The 20,939-nt window shown below is 45.2% G+C and carries 23 protein-coding genes; 21 read left to right on the top strand and 2 right to left on the bottom strand.

The annotated features are described in order from the left end of the window. Positions 1-61 precede the first annotated feature (61 nt). Positions 62-928 carry a DUF72 domain-containing protein gene (locus tag EX191_RS15095; protein ID WP_193447991.1) on the bottom strand — a complete coding sequence of 289 codons (867 nt, stop codon included), beginning with the start codon at positions 926-928 and terminating at the stop codon, positions 62-64. A 273-nt stretch (positions 929-1,201) separates the two neighbouring features. Between EX191_RS15095 and aspS the strand changes: the two genes are divergently transcribed. The 21 genes from aspS (at position 1,202) to EX191_RS14990 (ending at position 20,222) form a co-directional block, all read left to right on the top strand. Continuing rightward, positions 1,202-2,980 (top strand): aspartate--tRNA ligase, encoded by a 1,779-nt coding sequence (aspS, locus tag EX191_RS15090; RefSeq protein ID WP_046874741.1) that lies wholly within the window; start codon positions 1,202-1,204, stop codon positions 2,978-2,980. A gap of 142 nt (positions 2,981-3,122) precedes the next feature. Further along, positions 3,123-3,869, top strand: a complete 747-nt coding sequence (locus EX191_RS15085) for a YebC/PmpR family DNA-binding transcriptional regulator (protein ID WP_193447990.1) — start codon at positions 3,123-3,125, stop codon at positions 3,867-3,869. Between the two features lie 102 nt (positions 3,870-3,971). Continuing rightward, complete coding sequence (gene ruvC, locus EX191_RS15080) at positions 3,972-4,493, top strand: crossover junction endodeoxyribonuclease RuvC (protein WP_012841980.1); 522 nt, start codon at positions 3,972-3,974, stop codon at positions 4,491-4,493. Between the two features lie 67 nt (positions 4,494-4,560). Next, the gene (ruvA, locus tag EX191_RS15075) at positions 4,561-5,172 is read left to right on the top strand and encodes a Holliday junction branch migration protein RuvA (RefSeq protein WP_012841979.1); all 612 of its coding nucleotides are present in this window, start codon (positions 4,561-4,563) and stop codon (positions 5,170-5,172) included. A gap of 286 nt (positions 5,173-5,458) precedes the next feature. Continuing rightward, positions 5,459-6,463 carry a Holliday junction branch migration DNA helicase RuvB gene (gene ruvB, locus EX191_RS15070; RefSeq protein ID WP_031780162.1) on the top strand — a complete coding sequence of 335 codons (1,005 nt, stop codon included), beginning with the start codon at positions 5,459-5,461 and terminating at the stop codon, positions 6,461-6,463. Between the two features lie 461 nt (positions 6,464-6,924). Beyond that, complete coding sequence (cydA, locus tag EX191_RS15065) at positions 6,925-8,511, top strand: cytochrome ubiquinol oxidase subunit I (protein ID WP_012841977.1); 1,587 nt, start codon at positions 6,925-6,927, stop codon at positions 8,509-8,511. Positions 8,512-8,528: 17 nt separating this feature from the next. After that, a complete protein-coding gene (gene cydB / locus EX191_RS15060; protein WP_006742909.1) occupies positions 8,529-9,665 on the top strand; it encodes a cytochrome d ubiquinol oxidase subunit II in 1,137 nt (378 codons plus the stop codon). A gap of 12 nt (positions 9,666-9,677) precedes the next feature. Next, positions 9,678-9,785 (top strand): cytochrome bd-I oxidase subunit CydX, encoded by a 108-nt coding sequence (gene cydX / locus EX191_RS15055; RefSeq protein ID WP_000270284.1) that lies wholly within the window; start codon positions 9,678-9,680, stop codon positions 9,783-9,785. Beyond that, positions 9,778-10,080: a cyd operon protein YbgE gene (gene ybgE / locus EX191_RS15050; protein WP_193447989.1), complete on the top strand. Its 303-nt coding sequence runs from the start codon at positions 9,778-9,780 to the stop codon at positions 10,078-10,080. Before cydX ends, ybgE begins: the two co-directional genes overlap by 8 nt. 172 nt (positions 10,081-10,252) lie before the next feature. Beyond that, the gene (gene ybgC / locus EX191_RS15045) at positions 10,253-10,672 is read left to right on the top strand and encodes a tol-pal system-associated acyl-CoA thioesterase (protein WP_012841975.1); all 420 of its coding nucleotides are present in this window, start codon (positions 10,253-10,255) and stop codon (positions 10,670-10,672) included. Continuing rightward, on the top strand, positions 10,662-11,360 hold the full coding sequence (gene tolQ / locus EX191_RS15040; protein WP_005378301.1) for a protein TolQ: 699 nt from the start codon (positions 10,662-10,664) through the stop codon (positions 11,358-11,360). Before ybgC ends, tolQ begins: the two co-directional genes overlap by 11 nt. A gap of 3 nt (positions 11,361-11,363) precedes the next feature. Further along, positions 11,364-11,807 (top strand): ExbD/TolR family protein, encoded by a 444-nt coding sequence (locus tag EX191_RS15035; protein WP_005378298.1) that lies wholly within the window; start codon positions 11,364-11,366, stop codon positions 11,805-11,807. 13 nt (positions 11,808-11,820) lie between these two features. Continuing rightward, positions 11,821-12,888, top strand: coding sequence for a cell envelope integrity protein TolA (gene tolA, locus EX191_RS15030; RefSeq protein ID WP_193447988.1), 1,068 nt, complete (start codon positions 11,821-11,823; stop codon positions 12,886-12,888). 12 nt (positions 12,889-12,900) lie between these two features. Continuing rightward, positions 12,901-14,253, top strand: a complete 1,353-nt coding sequence (tolB, locus tag EX191_RS15025) for a Tol-Pal system beta propeller repeat protein TolB (RefSeq protein WP_005390758.1) — start codon at positions 12,901-12,903, stop codon at positions 14,251-14,253. Between the two features lie 30 nt (positions 14,254-14,283). Continuing rightward, entirely contained in the window at positions 14,284-14,808 is a 525-nt protein-coding gene (gene pal / locus EX191_RS15020) for a peptidoglycan-associated lipoprotein Pal (RefSeq protein ID WP_005378293.1), read from the top strand. A gap of 15 nt (positions 14,809-14,823) precedes the next feature. Continuing rightward, the gene (ybgF, locus tag EX191_RS15015) at positions 14,824-15,576 is read left to right on the top strand and encodes a tol-pal system protein YbgF (protein WP_006742904.1); all 753 of its coding nucleotides are present in this window, start codon (positions 14,824-14,826) and stop codon (positions 15,574-15,576) included. Positions 15,577-15,829: 253 nt separating this feature from the next. Then, a complete protein-coding gene (nadA, locus tag EX191_RS15010) occupies positions 15,830-16,891 on the top strand; it encodes a quinolinate synthase NadA (RefSeq protein WP_193447987.1) in 1,062 nt (353 codons plus the stop codon). A 118-nt stretch (positions 16,892-17,009) separates the two neighbouring features. Further along, positions 17,010-18,053, top strand: a complete 1,044-nt coding sequence (locus tag EX191_RS15005) for a potassium channel family protein (RefSeq protein WP_193447986.1) — start codon at positions 17,010-17,012, stop codon at positions 18,051-18,053. Further along, positions 18,053-18,469, top strand: a complete 417-nt coding sequence (locus EX191_RS15000) for a DUF350 domain-containing protein (protein WP_005390766.1) — start codon at positions 18,053-18,055, stop codon at positions 18,467-18,469. Before EX191_RS15005 ends, EX191_RS15000 begins: the two co-directional genes overlap by 1 nt. 8 nt (positions 18,470-18,477) lie before the next feature. Then, entirely contained in the window at positions 18,478-19,047 is a 570-nt protein-coding gene (locus EX191_RS14995) for a DUF1190 domain-containing protein (RefSeq protein ID WP_193447985.1), read from the top strand. An 8-nt stretch (positions 19,048-19,055) separates the two neighbouring features. Next, positions 19,056-20,222, top strand: coding sequence for a glutathionylspermidine synthase family protein (locus EX191_RS14990; RefSeq protein ID WP_193447984.1), 1,167 nt, complete (start codon positions 19,056-19,058; stop codon positions 20,220-20,222). A 73-nt stretch (positions 20,223-20,295) separates the two neighbouring features. On the opposite strand, the gene EX191_RS14985 is transcribed toward EX191_RS14990, so the two are convergent. Next, positions 20,296-20,907: a YecA/YgfB family protein gene (locus EX191_RS14985; RefSeq protein WP_104969249.1), complete on the bottom strand. Its 612-nt coding sequence runs from the start codon at positions 20,905-20,907 to the stop codon at positions 20,296-20,298. Positions 20,908-20,939: the final 32 nt, after the last annotated feature.

Raw genomic sequence — 20,939 nt, 5'->3', positions numbered from 1 at the left:
CGTTAGGCATCAAAAAAGGCGCGTATTTTATGGGAATTTCACGCCTCTGTCATGTGTTGCGTTAGAACATCTGCAACTGCGAGTTGCCATCGTTAGCTGGGAAAGAGGCTAAGTCAGGAAGTGTTATACGCTTTTGTATGTCTTTATACAGATTGGCTGCCAACTCCGGCGCAATTATATTGTCCGCAGTATGGATCATGACATACGGCTGTTTACCTTCTGCAATCCATTGCGGCAACTTGCTGAGCCATGGTGTAAAAAACTCGTAATTTTGCTGTTCTTCTGGATGACCAATAAAGCGAACCAAAGGATGTGAAGCGGTAGCAATAGCGTGGACTGGTACTCTTGGTTTTTTCATTTGCGCATCAATGATCGCTTCATTATCTGGCTTAGCGGCAAAGACAGGGCGGCTATCCATAATAATGCGGTCAATGTTATTTTCTACTAACCATTGGTTAAGCGCTCGCTCTTCTTCACCTTTGGAGAAAAATGCCATATGACGAACCTCAACACCAAGAGGGAAGTTAGGTGGAAAGCTCTCACAGAACTTTTTCAGTTGATCAAGGTGCTCAGGACCAAATGCGGCTGGCAATTGAATTGTCCATTGCCCCACACGGTCATGCAACGGCTCCATAACTTTCATGAAGTCTCTCAGTTGTTCGCTGCAACCTCTTAGCATTTGCTCATGAGTGATGGCTTTAGGAAGTTTGAAAGTAAAGCGAAAATCATCGTGGGTTGCTGCTCTCCAGTTTTGCACTGTGTTGAGCGTCGGCGTGGCATAAAATGTCGTGTTGCCTTCCACGGTATGGAACACCTGTGCATACTTTTCTAAACGTTCAGCGGGCTTTGTCCCGCTGCCGTAAAAGCTTTGTTGCCATTGATTGTGCGACCACATCGTCAATCCAAGTCGAAGAGGTAAGTTATCCATTATTCTTTACTGCTTGCTACTCGTGTGAATACTTTACGAGAGTTTTGCTGAAATAGGTAATTTCACGCTATAATCCCCACCAATTTTTTCGCTTTGGTGCGCTTTTGAACATTTGTTGTACTAAAAAGCACCAGTGAATGATAAAACACACGTAATTGTATGTTGAGTAGTCGATTTTCGTGGACATTCAGCGTATAACTGAATCTTTACTCTGCTTGGCAATGAGGCTGACAGAGCGTAGTTAACAACATTTGAGAGATTGGGAATTTCATTATGCGTACCCATTACTGTGGTCACCTGAACAAGTCCCTTGCAGGACAAACTGTAGAACTTTGCGGCTGGGTTAACCGTCGTCGTGATTTAGGCGGTCTTATTTTTATTGATATGCGAGATCGCGAAGGTATCGTTCAGGTAGTTGTTGATCCAGATATGGCGGATGCGTATGAAGTGGCTAACACACTTCGTAATGAATTCTGTATCAAACTAACGGGTGAAGTACGCGTTCGTCCAGAAAGCCAAGCAAACAAAGACATGGCAACAGGTGAAGTTGAGATCCTTGCGACAGGTCTTGAAATCATCAACCGCAGTGACGTTTTGCCTCTAGATTTCAACCAAAAGAACTCTGAAGAGCAACGTCTGAAGTACCGTTACTTAGACCTTCGTCGTCCAGAAATGAGTGACCGCATCAAGCTACGTGCTAAAGCATCTAGCTTTGTTCGTCGTTTCCTAGATGACAACGGCTTCCTAGATATCGAAACACCAGTACTAACGAAAGCGACACCAGAAGGCGCGCGTGACTACCTAGTACCTAGCCGTGTTCACAAAGGCAGCTTCTACGCGCTTCCTCAGTCTCCACAGCTATTCAAACAGCTTCTAATGATGTCTGGTTTTGACCGTTACTACCAAATCGTTAAGTGTTTCCGTGATGAAGACTTACGTGCTGACCGTCAACCAGAATTCACTCAGATCGATATCGAAACGTCATTCATGACGGCTGACCAAGTACGTGAAGTGACGGAAAACATGGTTCGCGATATGTGGCAAGAGCTACTAAACGTAGACCTAGGTCAGTTCCCAGTAATGCCATTCAGCGAAGCGATTCGCCGTTTCGGTTCTGACAAGCCAGACCTACGTAACCCGTTAGAGTTAGTTGATGTCGCTGACCTAGTGAAAGACGTTGAGTTCAAAGTATTCTCTGGCCCAGCAAACGATGAGAAAGGTCGCGTTGCCGTTATTCGCGTTCCAGGTGGTGCATCTTTGACTCGTAAGCAAATTGATGGCTACGGTGAATTCGTTGGTATCTACGGTGCGAAAGGTCTAGCATGGATGAAGGTTAACGACCGTGCTGCAGGCATGGAAGGTATCCAGTCTCCAGTGGCTAAGTTCCTAAACGAAGACGTGATCAACGCTATCCTAGATCGCACTCAAGCGGAATCTGGTGATATCATCCTATTTGGCGCTGATAAAGCGGGTATCGTTGCAGAAGCTATGGGCGCACTGCGTCTGAAGCTAGGTAAAGATCTAGAGCTAACTGACGAATCTGCATGGGCTCCACTGTGGGTCGTTGACTTCCCAATGTTCGAAGAAGATGACGAAGGCAACCTACACGCGATGCACCACCCATTCACGTCACCTCTAGGTGTGACTGCGGAAGAGCTAAAAGCGAACCCAGCTGCGGCAAACTCTAACGCTTACGATATGGTTCTAAATGGTTACGAAGTTGGCGGCGGTTCTGTTCGTATCCACAACGCAGATATGCAAGAAGCCGTATTTGATATTCTAGGCATCACACCTGAAGAGCAACAGCTTAAGTTCGGCTTCCTGCTTGATGCACTAAAATTCGGTACGCCTCCACACGCTGGTCTTGCATTCGGTCTTGACCGTCTAGTGATGCTGCTATGTGGTACCGAGAACATCCGTGATGTTATTGCATTCCCGAAAACAACAGCAGCGGCGTGTCTACTAACAGACGCACCAAGCATTGCGAACCCAGCAGCGCTAGAAGAGCTAGCAATCGCAGTGACTGCAGCGAAAGAAAAAGACGCAGAATAAGCGCACAACATTTGAAGAAAACTCCCGCAACTGCGGGAGTTTTTGTTTAAATAAACCTAAGAAACTTCCAAAGCAATTTCCCAAGCAACGCTTTTTAGCTCATGTTTGCTATTAAGCGTCAAAATACATTAAAAGGTGAATTATGGCAGGTCATAGTAAATGGGCGAATATTCGTCACCGTAAAGCAGCGCAAGATGCGAAGCGCGGCAAAATCTTTACCAAATTAATCCGTGAAATCGTTGTTGCTGCAAAAGAGGGAGGCGGTGAGCCAGAAAATAACCCACGTTTGCGAGCTGCAATTGATAAAGCGTTGTCTAACAACATGACGCGTGACACTGTCAACCGCGCTGTCAGCCGAGGTGCTGGTGGTGAAGGCGATGACAATATGGAAACCGTAATCTATGAAGGTTATGGTCCGGGTGGCACTGCGGTCATGGTCGAATGTATGACGGATAACCGAAATCGCACAGTATCTGGCGTACGCCATGCGTTCTCGAAGTCAGGAGGCAATCTGGGTACGGATGGTAGTGTAAACTATCTTTTCGACAAGAAAGGCGTGATCTCATACACCCCAGGTTTAGATGAAGATGCGGTGATGGAAGTGGCGTTAGAAAGTGGCGCTGATGACATCGAAACATCAGAAGATGGCTCGATTGATGTTTACACCGCGCCAAGCGATTTTGGACTCGTAAAAGATGCCCTTGATGCTGCAGGTTTTGAGGCGGAAAACGCCGAAGTGTCGCTTATCCCTTCAACGAAAGCAGAACTGGATGTGGACACTGCGCCAAAACTGCTTCGTTTGATTGACGCTTTAGAAGATCTGGACGATGTTCAGGAGGTTTATCACAACGGTGACATCTCTGACGACGTTGCAGCCTCTCTAGAGTAAACTCAATGTGCAGTGAGCGGTATTCGCTCCGAAGTTAGAAAGTAAGCTAGAAGTAATAATAAGAAATTGAGGCCGTATTCGGCCTCCTTTTTAGGAACATTCATGTCAATTATTTTGGGCATTGACCCAGGTTCACGCATTACCGGTTATGGGGTCATTCGTCAAAATGGACGCCATTTGCAATACCTTGGTAGTGGCTGTATTCGTACTTCAGAAAAAGAACTTCCGGGCCGTCTTAAGCAGATTTACGCTGGCGTCACGGAAATCATTACTCAGTTTCAACCGGACGTATTTGCGATTGAACAAGTGTTTATGGCTAAAAATGCGGATTCAGCATTAAAGCTTGGCCAGGCTCGTGGCAGCGCAATTGTTGCTGCGGTGAATGCAGAGTTGCCGGTATACGAATACGCCGCGCGTCTTATTAAGCAAGCTGTAGTAGGTACTGGTGGTGCGGACAAAGCGCAAGTTCAGCATATGGTTCAGCAGATGCTTAAACTGCCCGCCAAGCCTCAAGCGGATGCAGCCGATGCTTTAGGTGTGGCGATTTGTCATGCCAATACGAACAAAACCCTCGTTGCCTTAGCGGGCAAAGCAACCAGTGCCAGAAAAGGGCGCTACCGATAAAATTAACTGGATGTCTATCCAGTTCTTTATTATCCTGTCGCAAATTCATTTCCAAAGAGTATTTATAGTGATTGGACGTCTTCGTGGCACACTGATTGAAAAACAACCACCTGAAGTATTAATTGAAGTTAATGGCATTGGTTATGAAGTCCAGATGCCAATGAGCTGTTTTTACGAGCTGCCAAATGTTGGCGAAGAAGCCATTATTTATACTCACTTTGTCGTCCGTGAAGATGCACAATTGCTATACGGTTTCAACACAGTAAAAGAACGAGCACTTTTCCGTGAAGTGATCAAAGCCAATGGCGTTGGTCCTAAACTCGGTCTTGGTATTCTCTCTGGTATGACAGCAACGCAATTTGTTACTTGTGTGGAACATGAAGACGTTTCTACGCTGGTTAAGCTTCCAGGCGTTGGCAAGAAAACCGCAGAGCGATTGGTTGTTGAAATGAAAGACCGATTGAAAGGGTGGGGCGCTGGCGATCTATTTACACCATTTACGGATGCTGCTCCTGCGGATTCTGGTGCGACATCCAACAACGCGGAAGAAGAGGCAATTAGCGCACTTCTAGCTTTGGGTTACAAGCCGACTCAAGCATCGAAAGTGGTGTCTCAAATTGCTAAACCGGACATGAGCAGTGAGCAAATGATCCGTGAAGCTCTAAAATCAATGGTGTAACGCTGGTTTCACAGTGAGCATTTGTTCAAGATAACTCATTCTCTAAGGTTAATGCCAATCGCTTAACGATGTTTTTTGTGTCATTCCAGCGAGCCTAGCGAGACTGGGAATCTAATAGCAGCACGCTGAGCGGTTAATGAAACAATTTGACCATAAACCGCTCGGATAGAAGATCCTGTATCACGCTCCTTCGTCGCTGTACAGGATGACGAGATATAGAAATATGCCACTTGCTGTTAAACGAGCGGCATTATTCTCTCAGGTAACCATTTTTCAAGGTAAAAAGATGATTGAAGCCGATCGTTTAATCGCGCCAGAAAACCCTGCCTTTCGTGATGAAGATGTCATTGACCGTGCTATTCGGCCAAAAAAATTAGCGGATTACCAAGGTCAGGACCATGTCCGTGACCAAATGGAGATCTTCATTAAAGCTGCTCAGTTACGTAGCGAAGCACTTGATCACCTTTTGATTTTTGGTCCTCCAGGTTTGGGTAAAACCACACTTGCGAATATCGTTGCCAATGAAATGGAAGTGAACATTCGCACCACTTCGGGCCCTGTACTTGAGAAAGCAGGGGATTTAGCCGCGTTACTAACCAACCTAGAAGAAAACGATGTGTTGTTCATCGATGAGATTCACCGCTTAAGCCCGATGGTTGAAGAGGTGCTGTATCCGGCGATGGAAGATTATCAACTGGATATTATGATCGGTGAAGGTCCGGCCGCTCGTTCTATTAAGATCGATTTGCCGCCGTTTACTTTGATTGGTGCAACGACCCGAGCGGGCTCTTTAACGTCACCATTACGAGACCGTTTTGGTATTACTCAGCGTCTTGAATTTTATAAGATAAAAGACCTACAAGATATTGTGCAGCGCAGCGCGGATTGTTTAGGTTTGTCAATGGAACCTGAAGGCGCATTGGAAGTGGCAAGACGTGCACGTGGCACACCACGTATTGCTAACCGTCTACTACGTCGTGTTCGCGATTATGCGGAAGTGAAAGGAAATGGTCACATTTGTGCAGAGGTTGCCGACAAAGCGCTGAATATGCTTGATGTGGACGCCGAAGGTTTCGATTACATGGACCGCAAACTACTACTCGCAATTATGGAGAAATTTGGTGGTGGTCCGGTCGGACTCGATAACATGGCGGCAGCGATTGGTGAAGAAAAGGATACCATCGAAGACGTTCTTGAGCCTTATCTTATTCAGCAAGGTTATTTACAACGCACTCCACGTGGAAGAATCGCGACAGATCGTGCGTATTTGCATTTCGGAATTGAAAAATAAGATTCCCGCGCTGGGCCTTTGCTGCCCAGCGCTTCATTAAAGTTGACCAAACTCACATTTTTTGAATTTCTTCTCATACCAGTTTAGTAAGTAAAAAGCATTGATTGTTAACTCTATGTTTGCTCGCAACTGGTTAATTTCTCTCCTGATTACTCTCTCTTAACATCCGTATCTAATACTGGTTGATCTGGATCAATGTGATGGATTTTTGTGCAAATTCCGCGCATAAACATTGATGTATATCAAAGCGCATTCCGGCTATAAACCTTTTGAAACAATCTGTTTTTACAAGTAATATTAGCCCTAGCTATATTAGCTGATGCTTAACAATTAACTAACCAATGAAGCACATTTTTGCAACAATGAGTTGTGATAATTCAACATTTTTCAAGTGTAAATAACACTTGAATATGGATTGCAATATGTAGAGAGTGTCATTCAGCCGACACATAGGAGTTACCATGATTGACGTAGTTGATCTATCGCGGTTGCAGTTTGCACTGACAGCGATGTATCACTTCCTATTCGTACCATTGACCCTTGGTATGGCCTTCCTTCTGGCCATTATGGAATCGATGTACGTAATGACGAACAAGCAAATCTACAAGGACATGACCAAGTTCTGGGGTAAGCTATTCGGTATTAACTTTGCACTTGGTGTGGCGACAGGCCTTACCATGGAATTCCAGTTTGGTACGAACTGGTCTTACTACTCCCACTATGTAGGTGACATCTTCGGTGCGCCGCTAGCGATCGAAGCCCTTGTCGCATTCTTCCTGGAGTCAACTTTTGTTGGTCTATTCTTCTTCGGGTGGGATCGTCTATCTAAACGTCAACACTTAGCGGTTACTTGGCTTGTGGCGCTGGGCTCTAACTTCTCTGCACTTTGGATTCTTATCGCAAACGGCTGGATGCAAAACCCAGTAGGCGCGGACTTCAACTTCGAAACCATGCGAATGGAAATGGTAAGCTTCTCTGAAGTTGTACTAAACCCAGTTGCTCAGGTTAAGTTCGTGCATACGGTTGCTTCTGGTTACACTTGTGGCGCAATGTTTATTCTAGGCATCAGTTCATACTACCTATTAAAAGGTCGTGACATTGCGTTTGCTCGTCGTTCATTTGCTATCGCTGCATCTTTCGGTATTGCAGCTATCTTATCTACCATCGTTCTTGGCGACGAATCTGGCTACGAGCTTGGTGAAGTTCAAAAAGTGAAGCTTGCTGCAATTGAAGCAGAATGGCACACAGAGCCAGCTCCAGCAGCGTTTACGTTGTTTGGTGTTCCTAACCAAGAAACCATGCACACAGATTACGCAATCAAGATCCCTTACGTAATGGGTATCATCGCGACACGTTCTTTTGATGAGCAAGTAACAGGTCTTCGTGACCTACGTGATGAGCACGTCGATCGTATTCGTGACGGCATGTACGCTTATGAACTTCTTGAGAAGCTTCGTGCGGGCGACAAGTCAGAAGAAAACATGACTGCGTTTGATGAAGTGAAGGGTGACCTAGGTTACGGTCTACTTCTAAAACGCTACACAGACAATGTTGTTGATGCGACAGAAGAGCAAATCCAAGCTGCTGCAGATGACTCAATCCCAACAGTATGGCCGCTATTCTGGTCATTCCGTATCATGGTTGCTTGTGGTTTCATCATGCTATTCGTTTTCGGTGCGGCGTTTATTCAAACGTGTCGTCAGAAGATCGAACAAAAACAATGGATTCTTAAAGCTGCACTATTCAGCATCCCACTACCGTGGATTGCGATTGAAGCGGGTTGGTTCGTCGCTGAGTACGGTCGTCAGCCATGGGCTGTTGGTGAAATTTTACCAGTGCACGTTGCAGCTTCTGCACTAACTGCTGGCGAAATCTGGACTTCACTCTTCGCAATTCTGGCGCTATACACGGTATTCCTGGTTGCAGAAGTTTACCTAATGTTGAAATTCGCTCGTAAAGGCCCAAGCAGCCTGAAAACGGGTCGCTACCACTTCGAGCAAAATGCTGACTCTGTTGAAGACAAAGTTAGTCGCCAAGTAGAAGCGTAAGGTAAGGAGATAACAAGATGTTTGATTACGAAATCTTGCGACTCATCTGGTGGGTGCTAATCGGTGTTCTACTAGTTGGTTTTGCAGTAACAGACGGTTTCGATATGGGTGTAGGCGCGCTTGTACCTATTATCGGTAAAAACGACACACAACGTCGCGTCATGATTAACTCAATTGCCCCTCACTGGGATGGTAACCAAGTTTGGCTTATCACTGCTGGTGGTGCACTGTTCGCAGCTTGGCCTTTGGTTTACGCAACGTCATTTTCAGGCTTCTACTTAGCGATGATTTTGACACTGGCAGCGCTATGGCTTCGTCCTCTGGGCCTAGACTACCGCTCTAAAATTGAAGATCCAAAATGGCGCAATACCTGGGATATCTGTATCTCAATCAGTGGTTTTGTTCCACCAATCATCTTTGGTGTAGCGTTTGGCAACCTACTACAGGGTGTACCATTCCAATTGAGTGAGTTCTTGATGCCAACATACCATGGCTCATTCTTTGGTCTTCTAAACCCATTTGCACTGTTGTGTGGCCTAGTTAGCTTGTTCATGATTTTGATGCAAGGTTCGACTTGGCTACAAATGAAAACAACGGGCGAAGTGCATGTGCGTGCTCGCAACGTTGCTCAGTTGGCAGGTTTACTGACGGTTGCAGCGTTTGTAGCGGCTGGTTTCTGGATCCAAAATATTGATGGTTACGTCATTGTTGGCGGTATCGACACTAATGCAGCTTCTAACCCTCTAAACAAAGAGGTAATCCGTGAAGCTGGTGCGTGGATGAAGAATTTTGAAAACTACCCACTACTATGGGCTGCTCCTGTACTAGGTGTTGCAATGCCGCTTCTTGCCGTATTGGCATCTCGTCTTGAAAAATGTGCGATTTCGTTCATTACTTCAAGTCTGGGTGTTGCTGGCGTTATCTTTACTGCAGGTTTTGCGATGTTCCCATTCATCATGCCTTCAGACTTAATGCCAAGCCACAGCTTAACAATGTGGGATGCAACGTCATCTGAACTGACTCTGAACCTAATGACAGGCGTTGCGTTTGTTATGGTACCAATCATCCTTGGTTACACGTCTTGGACTTACTACAAGATGTTTGGTCGCCTTGATGATCAGTACATTGAAGACAACAAAAACTCACTTTACTAAGGAGCATTTACTATGTGGTATTTCGCATGGATTCTAGGTGTACTACTTGCTTGTGCATTCGGTATCATCAACGCTCTTTGGTTAGAGCACTCAGAAATGATGGACAAAGACAGTGAGTAATTTCGCTGATAAGGTAGCGCAACTTCACGCTCCGATGGATAAGACTCTGTTAAGAGTCTTATCTCTCATCCTTGGCTTTATGCACGTAGGATTGGTGATGTGGGATCCTGAAGCTTATCATCAAGCGATTGGTGGTTTTAACTCAATCATCGCACCGGCACTGATTTGGTCTGTATGCTCAAGCATGGTGTATGGGGTGGGCTTCAAACCGAGAAACTGGTACTGGCAAGTTTTGTTTAGTCCTTATTTTTCGTTAGCTATCTTAATTTATTTAACGGCACTTTATTTCTTTTAGGCTGAAATACGCTGTAATAAAGTCGGTTACTAAATCATCGAATAAAAGCTAGGTATTTCGCCTAGCTTTTATTTTTTCTACAAATTTCAAAAATATTCCCTTAGCTCGGTACCAATTGCTGTCGCTTCAGTTATAGTAATTACTTTAAAGAATTGAATATATTGGGACTCCCTTGCAAGGCACATCAAATCTCTTTCGCTGGCCGATCACCGTGTACTATGAAGACACCGATGCGGGCGGCGTTGTATATCATTCTAATTATCTAAAATTCTTTGAGCGCGCGCGGACAGAAATGTTACGTGCCAAAGGCATTTCTCAACATGTGTTACTGGAACAAAATATCGGCTTTGTTGTCCGACACATGGATATTGATTTCAACCAAGGGGCAAGGCTGGACGAGCATTTGACAGTATTAACCCGAGTGTCAGAAATAAAACGTGCTTCCCTGCAATTCTGTCAAGAGTTGGTCAATGATCAAGGCAAGATATTGTGCAAGGCCTCTGTTAAGGTAGCATGTATCGATAATAAGAAAATGAAACCAATAGCTATTCCAACCTTTATAAATTCGGAGCTAACAAATAGTGACTGCTGATATTTCCATTTTAGATCTCTTTCTTCAGGCTAGTCTGTTGGTAAAGCTTGTGATGCTGACGTTGCTTGGTATGTCAATTGTGTCATGGGCAATGATCATCAAGCGCAGCAAAGTGCTTTCTCAAGCGTCAAAGAATGCAGAGCAGTTTGAAGACAAATTCTGGTCGGGTACTGATCTTTCTCAGCTTTACCAAAAAGTAAAAGCGCGTAAAGACGAAATTGAAGGCACAGAAGAAATTTTTTACGCAGGTTTCACGGAGTTTGCTCGTCTACGTAAGAGCAACGCAAACTCACCAGCGTACATCATGGAAGGCACTGGCCGCGCAATGCGCGTTGCTGTCTCTCGTGAAGTTGATGAACTAGAAACAAGCTTACCGTTCTTAGCGACAGTCGGTTCTATCAGTCCTTACATCGGCCTATTTGGTACCGTTTGGGGCATCATGCACGCTTTTATTGCGTTGGGTGAAGTAAAACAAGCTACGTTGTCTATGGTTGCACCGGGTATCGCCGAGGCATTGATCGCGACAGCGATGGGTCTATTTGCGGCTATTCCGGCTGTAATGGCCTACAACCGCCTAAGCAATAAAGTGAGCAAACTAGAGCACACTTACGCAACATTTTCTGAAGAATTCCACAGCATCCTTCATCGTCAAGCGATGGCTGGCCGAGACAGCGCGGATAAGGAATAAAGCATGGCGGGTTATCAACCTAAAAAGCGAAAAATGACAGCGGAGATCAACGTTGTTCCGTATATCGACGTAATGCTCGTACTGTTGATCATTTTTATGGCGACCGCTCCATTTGTGACTCAAGGCGTCGATGTTGATCTTCCGAAAACATCGACCGCAGAATCTATGCAAGACCTTGCTGGCGAGACTGACAGTAGCTTTATTATCATCGAAATTGATAGTGAGGGTAATTTAGGCCTAAGCGTAAATGATGAAGAAGTTCAGCGAGGTTTGTCGTTGCAAGATGTTATTGTGCGAGTGAAAGCGGAGCGAGAGGTTAAGCCGGATTCACCAGTTGCGGTAGGTGGCGACGCGGCAACACCATATGCCGATGTTGTTCTATTGCTAGATGAACTAAGTCGAGCTGGTATCCCTAAGGTAGGTCTAATGACCGATATCAGGGAATAGACATCAATTATCTATGAAAGATCACAAGAAGAAACCCAACCAATACACCAAACCTATAGCAATATCGGTTGGTTTGCATGCAATTCTAGTTGCAGCCCTGCTTTGGGGGACGGACTTCAACATGTCTAAACCAGAGCCTACAGGGCAAATGGTTCAAGCTGTTGTCATCGATCCAAAACTTGTGCAGCAACAAGCGAAAGAAATTCGCCAGCAACGCGAAAAGGCAGCAAAAAAAGAACAAGAGCGTCTTGATAAACTGAGACGCGAAGCGGAGCAGCTAGAAAAAAACCGTAAAGCTGAAGAAGAGCAAATTCGCAAGTTGAAAGAACAGCAAGCGAAAGATGCTCAAGCGGCAAGAGAAGCAGAAGCAGCACGTAAGAAAAAAGAGCAAGAGCGCAAGCAGGAAGAAGAACGCGTTCGCAAAGAAAAAGAGCGAGCTGCTAAGCTAGAGAAAGAGCGTAAGGCAAAAGAAGAAGCTGTGCGTAAAGCTGAGCAGGAGCGTTTAGCGAAAGAAGCGGCTATAGCAAAAGCTGAGCAAGAACGTCTAGCACGTGAAAAGGCGGCAAAAGAAGCGGAAGAAAAAGCACGTCGTGAGCGTGAAGCCGCTGAAAAAGCTGAACAAGAGCGCATCGCAAAAGAGAAAGCGGCAAAAGAGGCGGCAGAGCGAGAGCGCAAAGCGAGAGAAGCTGCGGAACGTGCAGAGCGCGAGCGTAAAGCGCAAGAAGCCGCGCTAGATGATATTTTTGCAGGCCTTGAGGATGAGGTTAGTAAAAATAGTGCTGCTCGAAATCAATTTATTGACGACGAACTTTCTCGAATGTCATCCATCTATACTCAAAATATTCAGCAAAAGTTGATTAAGGATGACTACTTGCTGGGAAAGGAGTGTAGGGTAAACATCAAATTGATTCCGACAGGAACTGATATGATGGTCTCTGGTGTTACCGTTTTGAGTGGCGATACTCGAGTATGTGCAGCGGCGAAGCGAGCGATAGCTCAGGTAGGGACGTTCCCTAAATCTTCAGAAGCTGCGGTAAACGAAAGACTAAAAGACATCAACATAACTGTTGCTTTGGACTAAAAGGAATAAGACGTGATTAGACGCCTTTTACTAGGAATGTTTGTACTGTTTAGCAGTATGACAAATGTGGCGAATGCCGCATTAGAGTTGGTCATTACCGATGGTATTGATTCAGCACGACCAATTGCTGTTGTTCCGTTTAAGTGGGAGGGCACTCAAGCGCTTCCAACGGATATTTCTGCTGTTATTGCCTCGGATTTGCAACGCAGTGGTAAGTTCAGCCCCGTTCCAACGAGCAAGATGCCACAAACTCCGTTCAGTGAATCAGAAGTCAATTTTGATGCCTGGACTAATTTAGGTGTAGATGCTCTGCTGACTGGCTCAATCAAACAAAATGCTCAAGGTGATTACGTTATCAACTACCAACTTGTTGATATTGTGCGTGGCCAGCTAACGGGCGGGAAAAGTAAAGCGCTTGGTAGCGATGGCGAATTAGTACTGTCAAAAGATCATGTGCTGTTCAATAAGGTCGCGACCGTTCAAGGCCCTCGCATGCGTGAGTACGCTCACCGCATCTCTGATTTGGTGTATGAGCAGTTAACGGGTGACCGTGGTGCCTTCATGACCCGTATTGCATACGTGGTGGTGAATGATAAAGACCGTTTCCCTTACCAACTTCGTGTGGCTGATTACGATGGTTACAACGAGCGCTTGGTTTTACGTTCTAAGCAACCATTAATGTCACCAGCATGGTCGCCAGATGGTAAAAAGCTTGCGTATGTTAGCTTCCAAAATGGTCAAGCAGAAATCTTTATCATGAACATCTACACCGGTGAGCGTGAGAAGATTACTTCATACCCACGTCATAATGGTGCGCCAAGATTTTCGCCTGATGGCAACAAGTTAGCGATTGTTCTCTCTAAGACAGGCTCGCTTCATGTTTATACGTTCGATCTTAACACTCGCAAGCTGACGCAAATTACGCGTGGCAGATCAAATAATACTGAACCGTTCTGGCATCCAGATGGAAAATCGTTGATTTTCACATCGGATAGGGGTGGTAAACCACAGATTTATCAAGTAAATTTGGGCAGCGGTTCTATTGACCGTTTGACTTGGCAAGGCAGCCAAAATTTGGGTGGCCAGATTACTCCTGATGGGCGATTCCTAGTAATGGTGAACCGCAGTAACGCAGGATTTAACTTGGCGAAACAAGATTTGGAAACTGGTGCTCTTCAAGTCTTAACTAAGACCTTGCTTGATGAGTCTCCTAGTATTGCCCCAAACGGTGGCATGGTTGTGTATAGCTCGATTTACAACAAGAAAAACGTACTATCGATGGTGTCAATTGATGGTCGATTCAAAGCTAGATTACCGGCAACAAATGGGCGTGTTAGAGCGCCTGCATGGTCACCGTTTTTGTAGTAATAAGTTTGATTAATAAAGGAAAATAAGATGCAACTGAACAAGGTTCTAAAAGGGCTACTAATCGCGCTTCCTGTAATGGCTGTTACAGCGTGTAGTTCAAGCGACGACGCTGCTTCTAACACTGGTGCAGCAACAAACAACAATGGCGCAGTTGAAACAACAGTAGCTACGCCAATTGATCAAAGCGGTCAGCTAACAGAGCAAGAGCTAAAAGAGCAAGCGCTACGTGAAACTCAAACAATCTACTTTGCTTTTGATAACTCAACAATTGCAGCAGATTACGAAGAGATGCTTGCAGCTCATGCTTCTTACCTAAGCAAGAACCCAGCTCTTAACGTAACTATCGAAGGTCACGCTGATGAGCGTGGTACTCCTGAGTACAACATCGCTCTTGGTGAGCGTCGTGCACAAGCAGTAGCGAACTACCTGCAAGCACTAGGTGTTCAAGCTGACCAAATCTCAATCGTTAGCTACGGTGAAGAGAAGCCACTTCTTCTAGGTCAATCAGATGAAGTTTACGCTAAGAACCGTCGCGCGGTTCTAGTATACTAATTCGAGGTAATCCTCATGTTCAGTAACACTAAGCGCGCTGTTGCGCTTACGTTACTGGCAAGTGCAGCGAACTTTGCGTTCGCTGCACCAGCTCCAGTATCCGATCTCAACAGCACATCATCCGTCTCTAAGAGCCGTTCATCTGAAACGGAAGTAGAGCGTCTAGAGCGCTTGCTACAAAATCGCAATCGCGTTCAGCTCCAAATGCAACAGCAAATTGACCAAATGTCACAAGAGATCAGTGAGTTACGTGGTCAATTAGAGCGAAATAGCTACGAAATGAAGCAAATGTTGCAACGTCAACGAGAGTTGTTTGTCGAGCTAGATCGTGTGCGTGGAGAAATCAAATCCGCGCCTGCGCAAGAAGCGAAACCGGCTAAAACAGGTGGTCAGTACACACCAAATGTTGATGAGCAAACGGCATACCAAAATGCAGTCGACCTCATTCTCAAGAAACGTGACTACACTGGCGCAATTGCAGCGTTCCAGCAGTTCCAGAAAGATTATCCTGACTCCACATACTCAGCGAATTCTCACTATTGGCTAGGCCAATTGTACTTCGCTAAGAAGCAGGACAAAGATGCTGTAAAGAGCTTTGCTGCGGTGGTGTCTTATAAAGACTCCAATAAGCGAGCCGATGCTTTGCTCAAGTTAGGTGAAATCGCTGAGCGTAATAACAATGCAGCTCAAGCGAAAAAGTACTACCAACAAGTGGTTGATGAATACCCAGGTAGTGCATCTGCAAAACTTGCCAGCTCTAAGCTGTAAGACGTTATGTTTTAAAAAGGAAGCTTCGGCTTCCTTTTTCTTTTCCGTTTCTTTATCGGTGGTGATCGAAGAAATCGAGAGGAATGGCATCGAGCCTTTCACCCCCATCTTGTAACGGATTCTTTCAATCAGAAATGCTACCTGTAACAAAGATATACGGCTAGATAGCTAGAAATCCCCGCGACAAGTTGGTTTTTGAAAATTAACGAGGTTACAATACTCGGATTAAAGGAAGTTGCGTAGAGCAAGAGCAATGAGCCATATATTAGATAAAATCGACACTGTTTACCCATTCCCACCGAAACCAGTTCCATTAAGCGAAGAAGAAAAAGCATCTTACATTGAGCGCATTAAAAAGCTGCTAAAAGAAAAGGATGCGGTACTTATCGCGCACTACTATACCGATCCTGAGATTCAAGCCCTAGCGGAAGAAACGGGTGGTTTTGTTGGTGACTCGTTGGAAATGGCGAAGTTTGGTAATCGTCATCCTGCAAGCACACTGATCATTGGCGGTGTTCGCTTTATGGGCGAGTCGGCCAAAATCCTAACACCAGAAAAGCGAATTCTAATGCCAACGTTGGAAGCGGAATGTTCGCTCGATCTTGGCTGTCCAGCGGATAAGTTCAGTGAGTTCTGTGATGCTCACCCTGATCACACGGTTGTGGTTTATGCAAATACGTCTGCCGCAGTTAAAGCTCGTGCCGATTGGGTCGTTACATCAAGCATTGCGCTTGAAATCGTGGAACACTTAGACGCTGAAGACAAGCCAATCATCTGGGGACCAGACCGTCACCTAGGGTCGTACATCGCTAATAAAACTGGCGCAGACATGCTGCTATGGCAAGGTGAGTGTGTGGTTCATGATGAGTTTTCTGCTGATGCGCTACGCAAAATGAAGAGCGTGTATCCAGATGCGGCTATTTTGGTTCACCCTGAATCACCAGCAAGTGTCGTAGAACTTGCCGATGCCGTTGGCTCGACGAGTCAGTTGATCAAAGCAGCGAAAGCGCTTCCTCATAAACAAATGATCGTTGCGACAGACAAAGGCATTTTCTTTAAAATGCAGCAACTTGTGCCAGATAAAGAACTTATCGAAGCGCCAACCGCAGGTGCTGGCGCAACATGTCGCAGCTGCGCACACTGTCCTTGGATGGCAATGAACGGTTTGAAAGCGATAGAGAAAGCGCTTAGCGAAGGCGGTGAAGAACACGAGATCTTTGTTGATGAAGAATTGCGTGTTAAATCGCTCATTCCGTTAAATCGTATGTTGGACTTTGCTGAGCAGCTAAATATGCAAGTGAAAGGTAATGCTTAAAAAGTAGGCGTAACTGAAAGTAAATCTCAAAAACCAGCCGAATATGGCTGGTTTTTTTGTGTCTTACTATCAATGAGTTACTATTGATGTAATCAATGAATATCGAGGTCATAAATTTATGGCGGTGTGGTTAGTAGTTAAAAAGTGGCTTAGTTCACACCTTTTTAAATTGAGCAACCGAAGTCTTCTCATCTTTAGTGGCTTGTATGTGAGCCTTTCATGGGGACTGCTTGTTCTCGCTGGTGAAACCGCATTAACAGACAGCTTCTCTAACTTTATCTATTACCTTATGGTTACGGCGAGTACGGTGGGCTATGGCGATCATTCTCCAGTGACAGATTTGGGTAAATGGGTTGTTGCTCTGTTTGTGATCCCAGGCGGTTTGAGCCTATTCGCTGCATTATTGGGACGTGTCGCTGGAGCAGCGATGGATTACTGGAGAGCGGGTATTTTAGGAAAACGGAGAGTAAGAGTGGAAAACCATATTGTATTGTTGGGTTGGAATGGATCGAGAACGATGCACCTTATTCGCATGTTACAACATGAAGAAGAGGGGAAGCGTCCGATTGTTTTGTGCAGCCGTTCAGAAATAGAAAACCCGTTACCAGGCGAGATCAGTTTTATCAAAGTGACCAGCTACACGGATTCACAAGAGATGAAAAACGCCAACATTGCGGAAGCCGCTTGCGTTATTGTTGATAACCTCTCGGACGATATTACGCTGTCAGCCGCGCTGTACTGCGCTTCTGTGAATCCTTCCGCACATTTGGTCGCTTACTTTAAAGATGAGGCGTTAGGCCGTCTTTTAAGTCAACATTGTCCGAAAGCGGAATGCATACCTGCAGTTGGCGCGGAAATGCTGGCAAAAGCGGCGGTAGATCCGGGCTCAAGTGCACTTCACCAAGAGCTATTAGCTTCAACACGAGGTATGACTCAATACTCGGTCATTTATCCTGAAAGGCTGCCAGTAACTACTGTTGAGAGTCTCTTCGTTTTTCTCAAAAGGCGTCATCATGCCACGCTAATTGCTTTTGACATTGGCCATGGTATCCAACTCAACCCAGATTTAGATGCAGAAGTACCACCGAGTACCAAGCTGTTTTACATTGCAGATGAACGTATTGAAGATTTTGCATGGAAAGAAATGAACAAGGAACAATAATGCACATGATTGCTGACCTGTTAGCAGGTTTTCCCAATTTTTTACTCTATTTTTCTGTTTCTATTATTTTCGTTTTGGCGTTTAAGTTCATCTACGTCAAGCTTACGCCTTACGATGAATGGCACCTGATCAAAGAAAAGCAAAATACAGCGGCAGCGATTGCACTAAGTGGCGCATTTCTTGGTTATTGTATTGCGATTTCGGGGGCTGCAAAAAACTCAGTCAACATTGTCGATTTTATGGTGTGGGGCGTTGTTGCAATGCTGGCGCAGATCATTGCATTTGCGATTGTACGTTTTGTTTTACTTCCAAAAGTGACTGAGCGTATCGAAAAAGATGAGCTGCCTGCCGGTATTGTATTAGCGGCTGTTTCTATATCGGTCGGTGTATTAAATGCCGCTTGTATGACGTACTAGGAGGAACGATGAAGCGGAGTTCTAACGTTAAACGTTCTTCCATGGACAAAAGTTTAAAGCTTGGGAAAATTATTCCCTTTGCTGCTTTTGGCGGTATTTTCTTCTTTGCGACACAAGAATCGAAAACCGAGGGCTACATTTTTTCTGACGCTGATGAATGCAAATCAAACTCGCCAGAGTTCAGTGAGCAGTGTGACATTGCTTATCAAGAAGCTTTGGCTCGCGCCGAACGAAATGCCCCTCGCTACAACAATGAGTTCGAATGTGAAAATGATTTTTACGAAGACGATTGTTACTACAGTTCCAGTTCCCGAGCTTATGTGCCTCACTTTGGGGGCTTCTTTTACAGTCGCGCACTGAGCGGTTTGAAAGGTTACAACAAGAGCTATTACTCTGAACCAATGTATCGCTATAAATCCAAATTCTATAATGGTGCCGGACAATTTTTTGGTTCCTATCGTAATCAGCCGACGAAGGTGGCGACCAATAACCTAAATAAACGTGGTGGCGGAACTATTGGTAGAGCAATGTCTCGAGGCGGGTTTGGTAAAGCGGTATCGGTCAGCCGAGGCGGTTAATAAGCACTATGTTTCGACGAGAAATACAAGAACGAGAAAACTGGCGTGAGTTAGCACGCCAGTTTGGTTTTGGCTTCCATTCCATGTATGACCAACCGTATTGGGATGAGAGTGCTTACTATCAATTCACGCTTGAGCAAATAGAGAACGATATTGAAGCGCCCACTGAAGAGCTGCATCAGATGTGCTTGGCTATTGTGGATGAAGTAGTTCGGAGTGAGAGGTTGCTGACGCAATGTGCGATCCCTGAATTTATGTGGGAGCAGGTTGCTTCTTCGTGGCACCGAAATGAACCCTCACTCTATTCGCGTCTGGATTTTGCATACAACGGAACTTCGCCAGCTAAGTTACTGGAGAACAATGCGGATACGCCGACCAGCCTGTTTGAAACGGGTTTTTGGCAGTGGGTGTGGTTAGAGGATGTTGTAAATAAAGGTCTAATTCACCAGAGCGCGGATCAATTCAACATTCTTCAAGACTTTTTGATTGAGCGTTTTTCCGAGATAGCCAAATATCAACCCGGGCAAACCCTTCACTTTAGCTGCTGCAAGTACACTGAAGAAGATAAAGGGACTGTCCAGTATTTAGAAGACTGCGCGCGCGAAGCTGGGTTAGCGACGGCGTTTGTTTATGTCGAAGATATTGGTGCGACGGAAGATGGTCTGTTTGTGGATGCAGGTGACAGAGCGATTCGTTGGATGTTCAAGCTTTATCCGTGGGAGTTTATGTTTGAAGAGGAATATGCGAAATACCTAGCGACCGCGAAAGTGAATTGGTTAGAACCCATGTGGAAGTCGATTCTATCCAACAAAGCACTTTTACCGTTATTGTGGGAGCGCTTTCCGAATCATCCTAATCTTTTACCTGCCTATTTTGCTAACGATTCAAAAGCGAACACTTTGAAAGACTATGTAATCAAACCACTATTCTCTCGAGAAGGCGCGAATATTGAGATCGTCAAAGGTGGGAAACGCATACTCAAAACAGCAGGGCCTTATGAATCTAAATTCAATATCGTCCAGCAGTATCATCCGTTACCCAAGTTTGGGCAAAGCCATACATTAATTGGCAGCTGGTTAGTCAACGATAGAGCCGCTGGGATTTCGATTCGGGAAGACACTAGCTTAGTCACGCAAGATATGGCGCGATATATTCCACATGTGATTTTAACATGATCAAAAAAGCTCTCCATCCAGAGAGCTTTTGTCTATTCAGCGGTTCAATCTTGATGGTCGACAGCGTTGTGTCTTATTGTTCTTCAGCTAATGCAACACCGCGCTGAGTAAGACCACATAGCATCACTGGCATGGCATTGAAGATCTCTTCAAACTGTTCTAAGCCTTCCATGCCTTGTTCTGCCAACGTTTCAATGGTCGTTTCTGGATCGTAAAGCATCGTAAGAGAAAGCAAAACACCGCCGAGTAGAGCATTATCTTCGCTGTCCTCTGGCATTAGCGTTTCCCAGTCATCACGAGCAAGTTGCCAACCTTGTAATACACCTTCACAGAAATCACGGGTCTGGCTTGTTACAATATCTTGTTCATCTAACGCGCATCCTTCAGGCCACTGCCAAGATCCTTCTAGAAGAGTAGGACGAGTTTGGTTCCACATTTGTACAATCTCATCAATGTATTGCTCTAATTGCTCACCGTCAGTAAATGGCGCTGTTTCTTCACCACCCCATAAGAATGGCAACCACTCTTGAGGCATTAATACGTTTGGCGCTGCAGCCATCGCTGTTACAAAGCCTTGAGTTTTTGCTAGGTTTAGTAGTTTACCGTCAAGTTCTGGGAGAGAAAGGATGTCTTGTAGTTTCAAAATAGAATACCATTTGTTAATGGGCTGGTTGATTGCGCTCATCTTACCAATCAATTAGTGATAAATCGATATTA

The organism is Vibrio chemaguriensis (assembly GCF_012275705.1).
In the GTDB taxonomy this organism is placed as follows: Bacteria; Pseudomonadota; Gammaproteobacteria; order Enterobacterales; family Vibrionaceae; genus Vibrio; species Vibrio diabolicus.
Note: the sequence above shows the minus strand (reverse complement) of the source record. Positions and strands in the feature narration are given on the sequence as shown.

Excerpts from the sequence above, each read along its gene's own strand:
- cydA (WP_012841977.1), top strand. The coding sequence starts at position 6,925 with ATGATTGACGTAGTTGATCTATCGCGGTTGCAGTTTGCACTGACAGCG.
- ruvC (WP_012841980.1), top strand. The coding sequence starts at position 3,972 with ATGTCAATTATTTTGGGCATTGACCCAGGTTCACGCATTACCGGTTAT.
- EX191_RS15095 (WP_193447991.1), bottom strand. The coding sequence starts at position 928 with ATGGATAACTTACCTCTTCGACTTGGATTGACGATGTGGTCGCACAAT.
- EX191_RS15000 (WP_005390766.1), top strand. The coding sequence starts at position 18,053 with ATGCACATGATTGCTGACCTGTTAGCAGGTTTTCCCAATTTTTTACTC.
- ybgF (WP_006742904.1), top strand. The coding sequence starts at position 14,824 with ATGTTCAGTAACACTAAGCGCGCTGTTGCGCTTACGTTACTGGCAAGT.
- nadA (WP_193447987.1), top strand. The coding sequence starts at position 15,830 with ATGAGCCATATATTAGATAAAATCGACACTGTTTACCCATTCCCACCG.
- aspS (WP_046874741.1), top strand. The coding sequence starts at position 1,202 with ATGCGTACCCATTACTGTGGTCACCTGAACAAGTCCCTTGCAGGACAA.
- EX191_RS15005 (WP_193447986.1), top strand. The coding sequence starts at position 17,010 with ATGGCGGTGTGGTTAGTAGTTAAAAAGTGGCTTAGTTCACACCTTTTT.
- ruvB (WP_031780162.1), top strand. The coding sequence starts at position 5,459 with ATGATTGAAGCCGATCGTTTAATCGCGCCAGAAAACCCTGCCTTTCGT.
- EX191_RS14985 (WP_104969249.1), bottom strand. The coding sequence starts at position 20,907 with ATGAGCGCAATCAACCAGCCCATTAACAAATGGTATTCTATTTTGAAA.
- tolA (WP_193447988.1), top strand. The coding sequence starts at position 11,821 with ATGAAAGATCACAAGAAGAAACCCAACCAATACACCAAACCTATAGCA.
- EX191_RS15085 (WP_193447990.1), top strand. The coding sequence starts at position 3,123 with ATGGCAGGTCATAGTAAATGGGCGAATATTCGTCACCGTAAAGCAGCG.
- pal (WP_005378293.1), top strand. The coding sequence starts at position 14,284 with ATGCAACTGAACAAGGTTCTAAAAGGGCTACTAATCGCGCTTCCTGTA.
- EX191_RS15035 (WP_005378298.1), top strand. The coding sequence starts at position 11,364 with ATGGCGGGTTATCAACCTAAAAAGCGAAAAATGACAGCGGAGATCAAC.
- EX191_RS14995 (WP_193447985.1), top strand. The coding sequence starts at position 18,478 with ATGAAGCGGAGTTCTAACGTTAAACGTTCTTCCATGGACAAAAGTTTA.
- EX191_RS14990 (WP_193447984.1), top strand. The coding sequence starts at position 19,056 with ATGTTTCGACGAGAAATACAAGAACGAGAAAACTGGCGTGAGTTAGCA.
- cydB (WP_006742909.1), top strand. The coding sequence starts at position 8,529 with ATGTTTGATTACGAAATCTTGCGACTCATCTGGTGGGTGCTAATCGGT.
- cydX (WP_000270284.1), top strand. The coding sequence starts at position 9,678 with ATGTGGTATTTCGCATGGATTCTAGGTGTACTACTTGCTTGTGCATTC.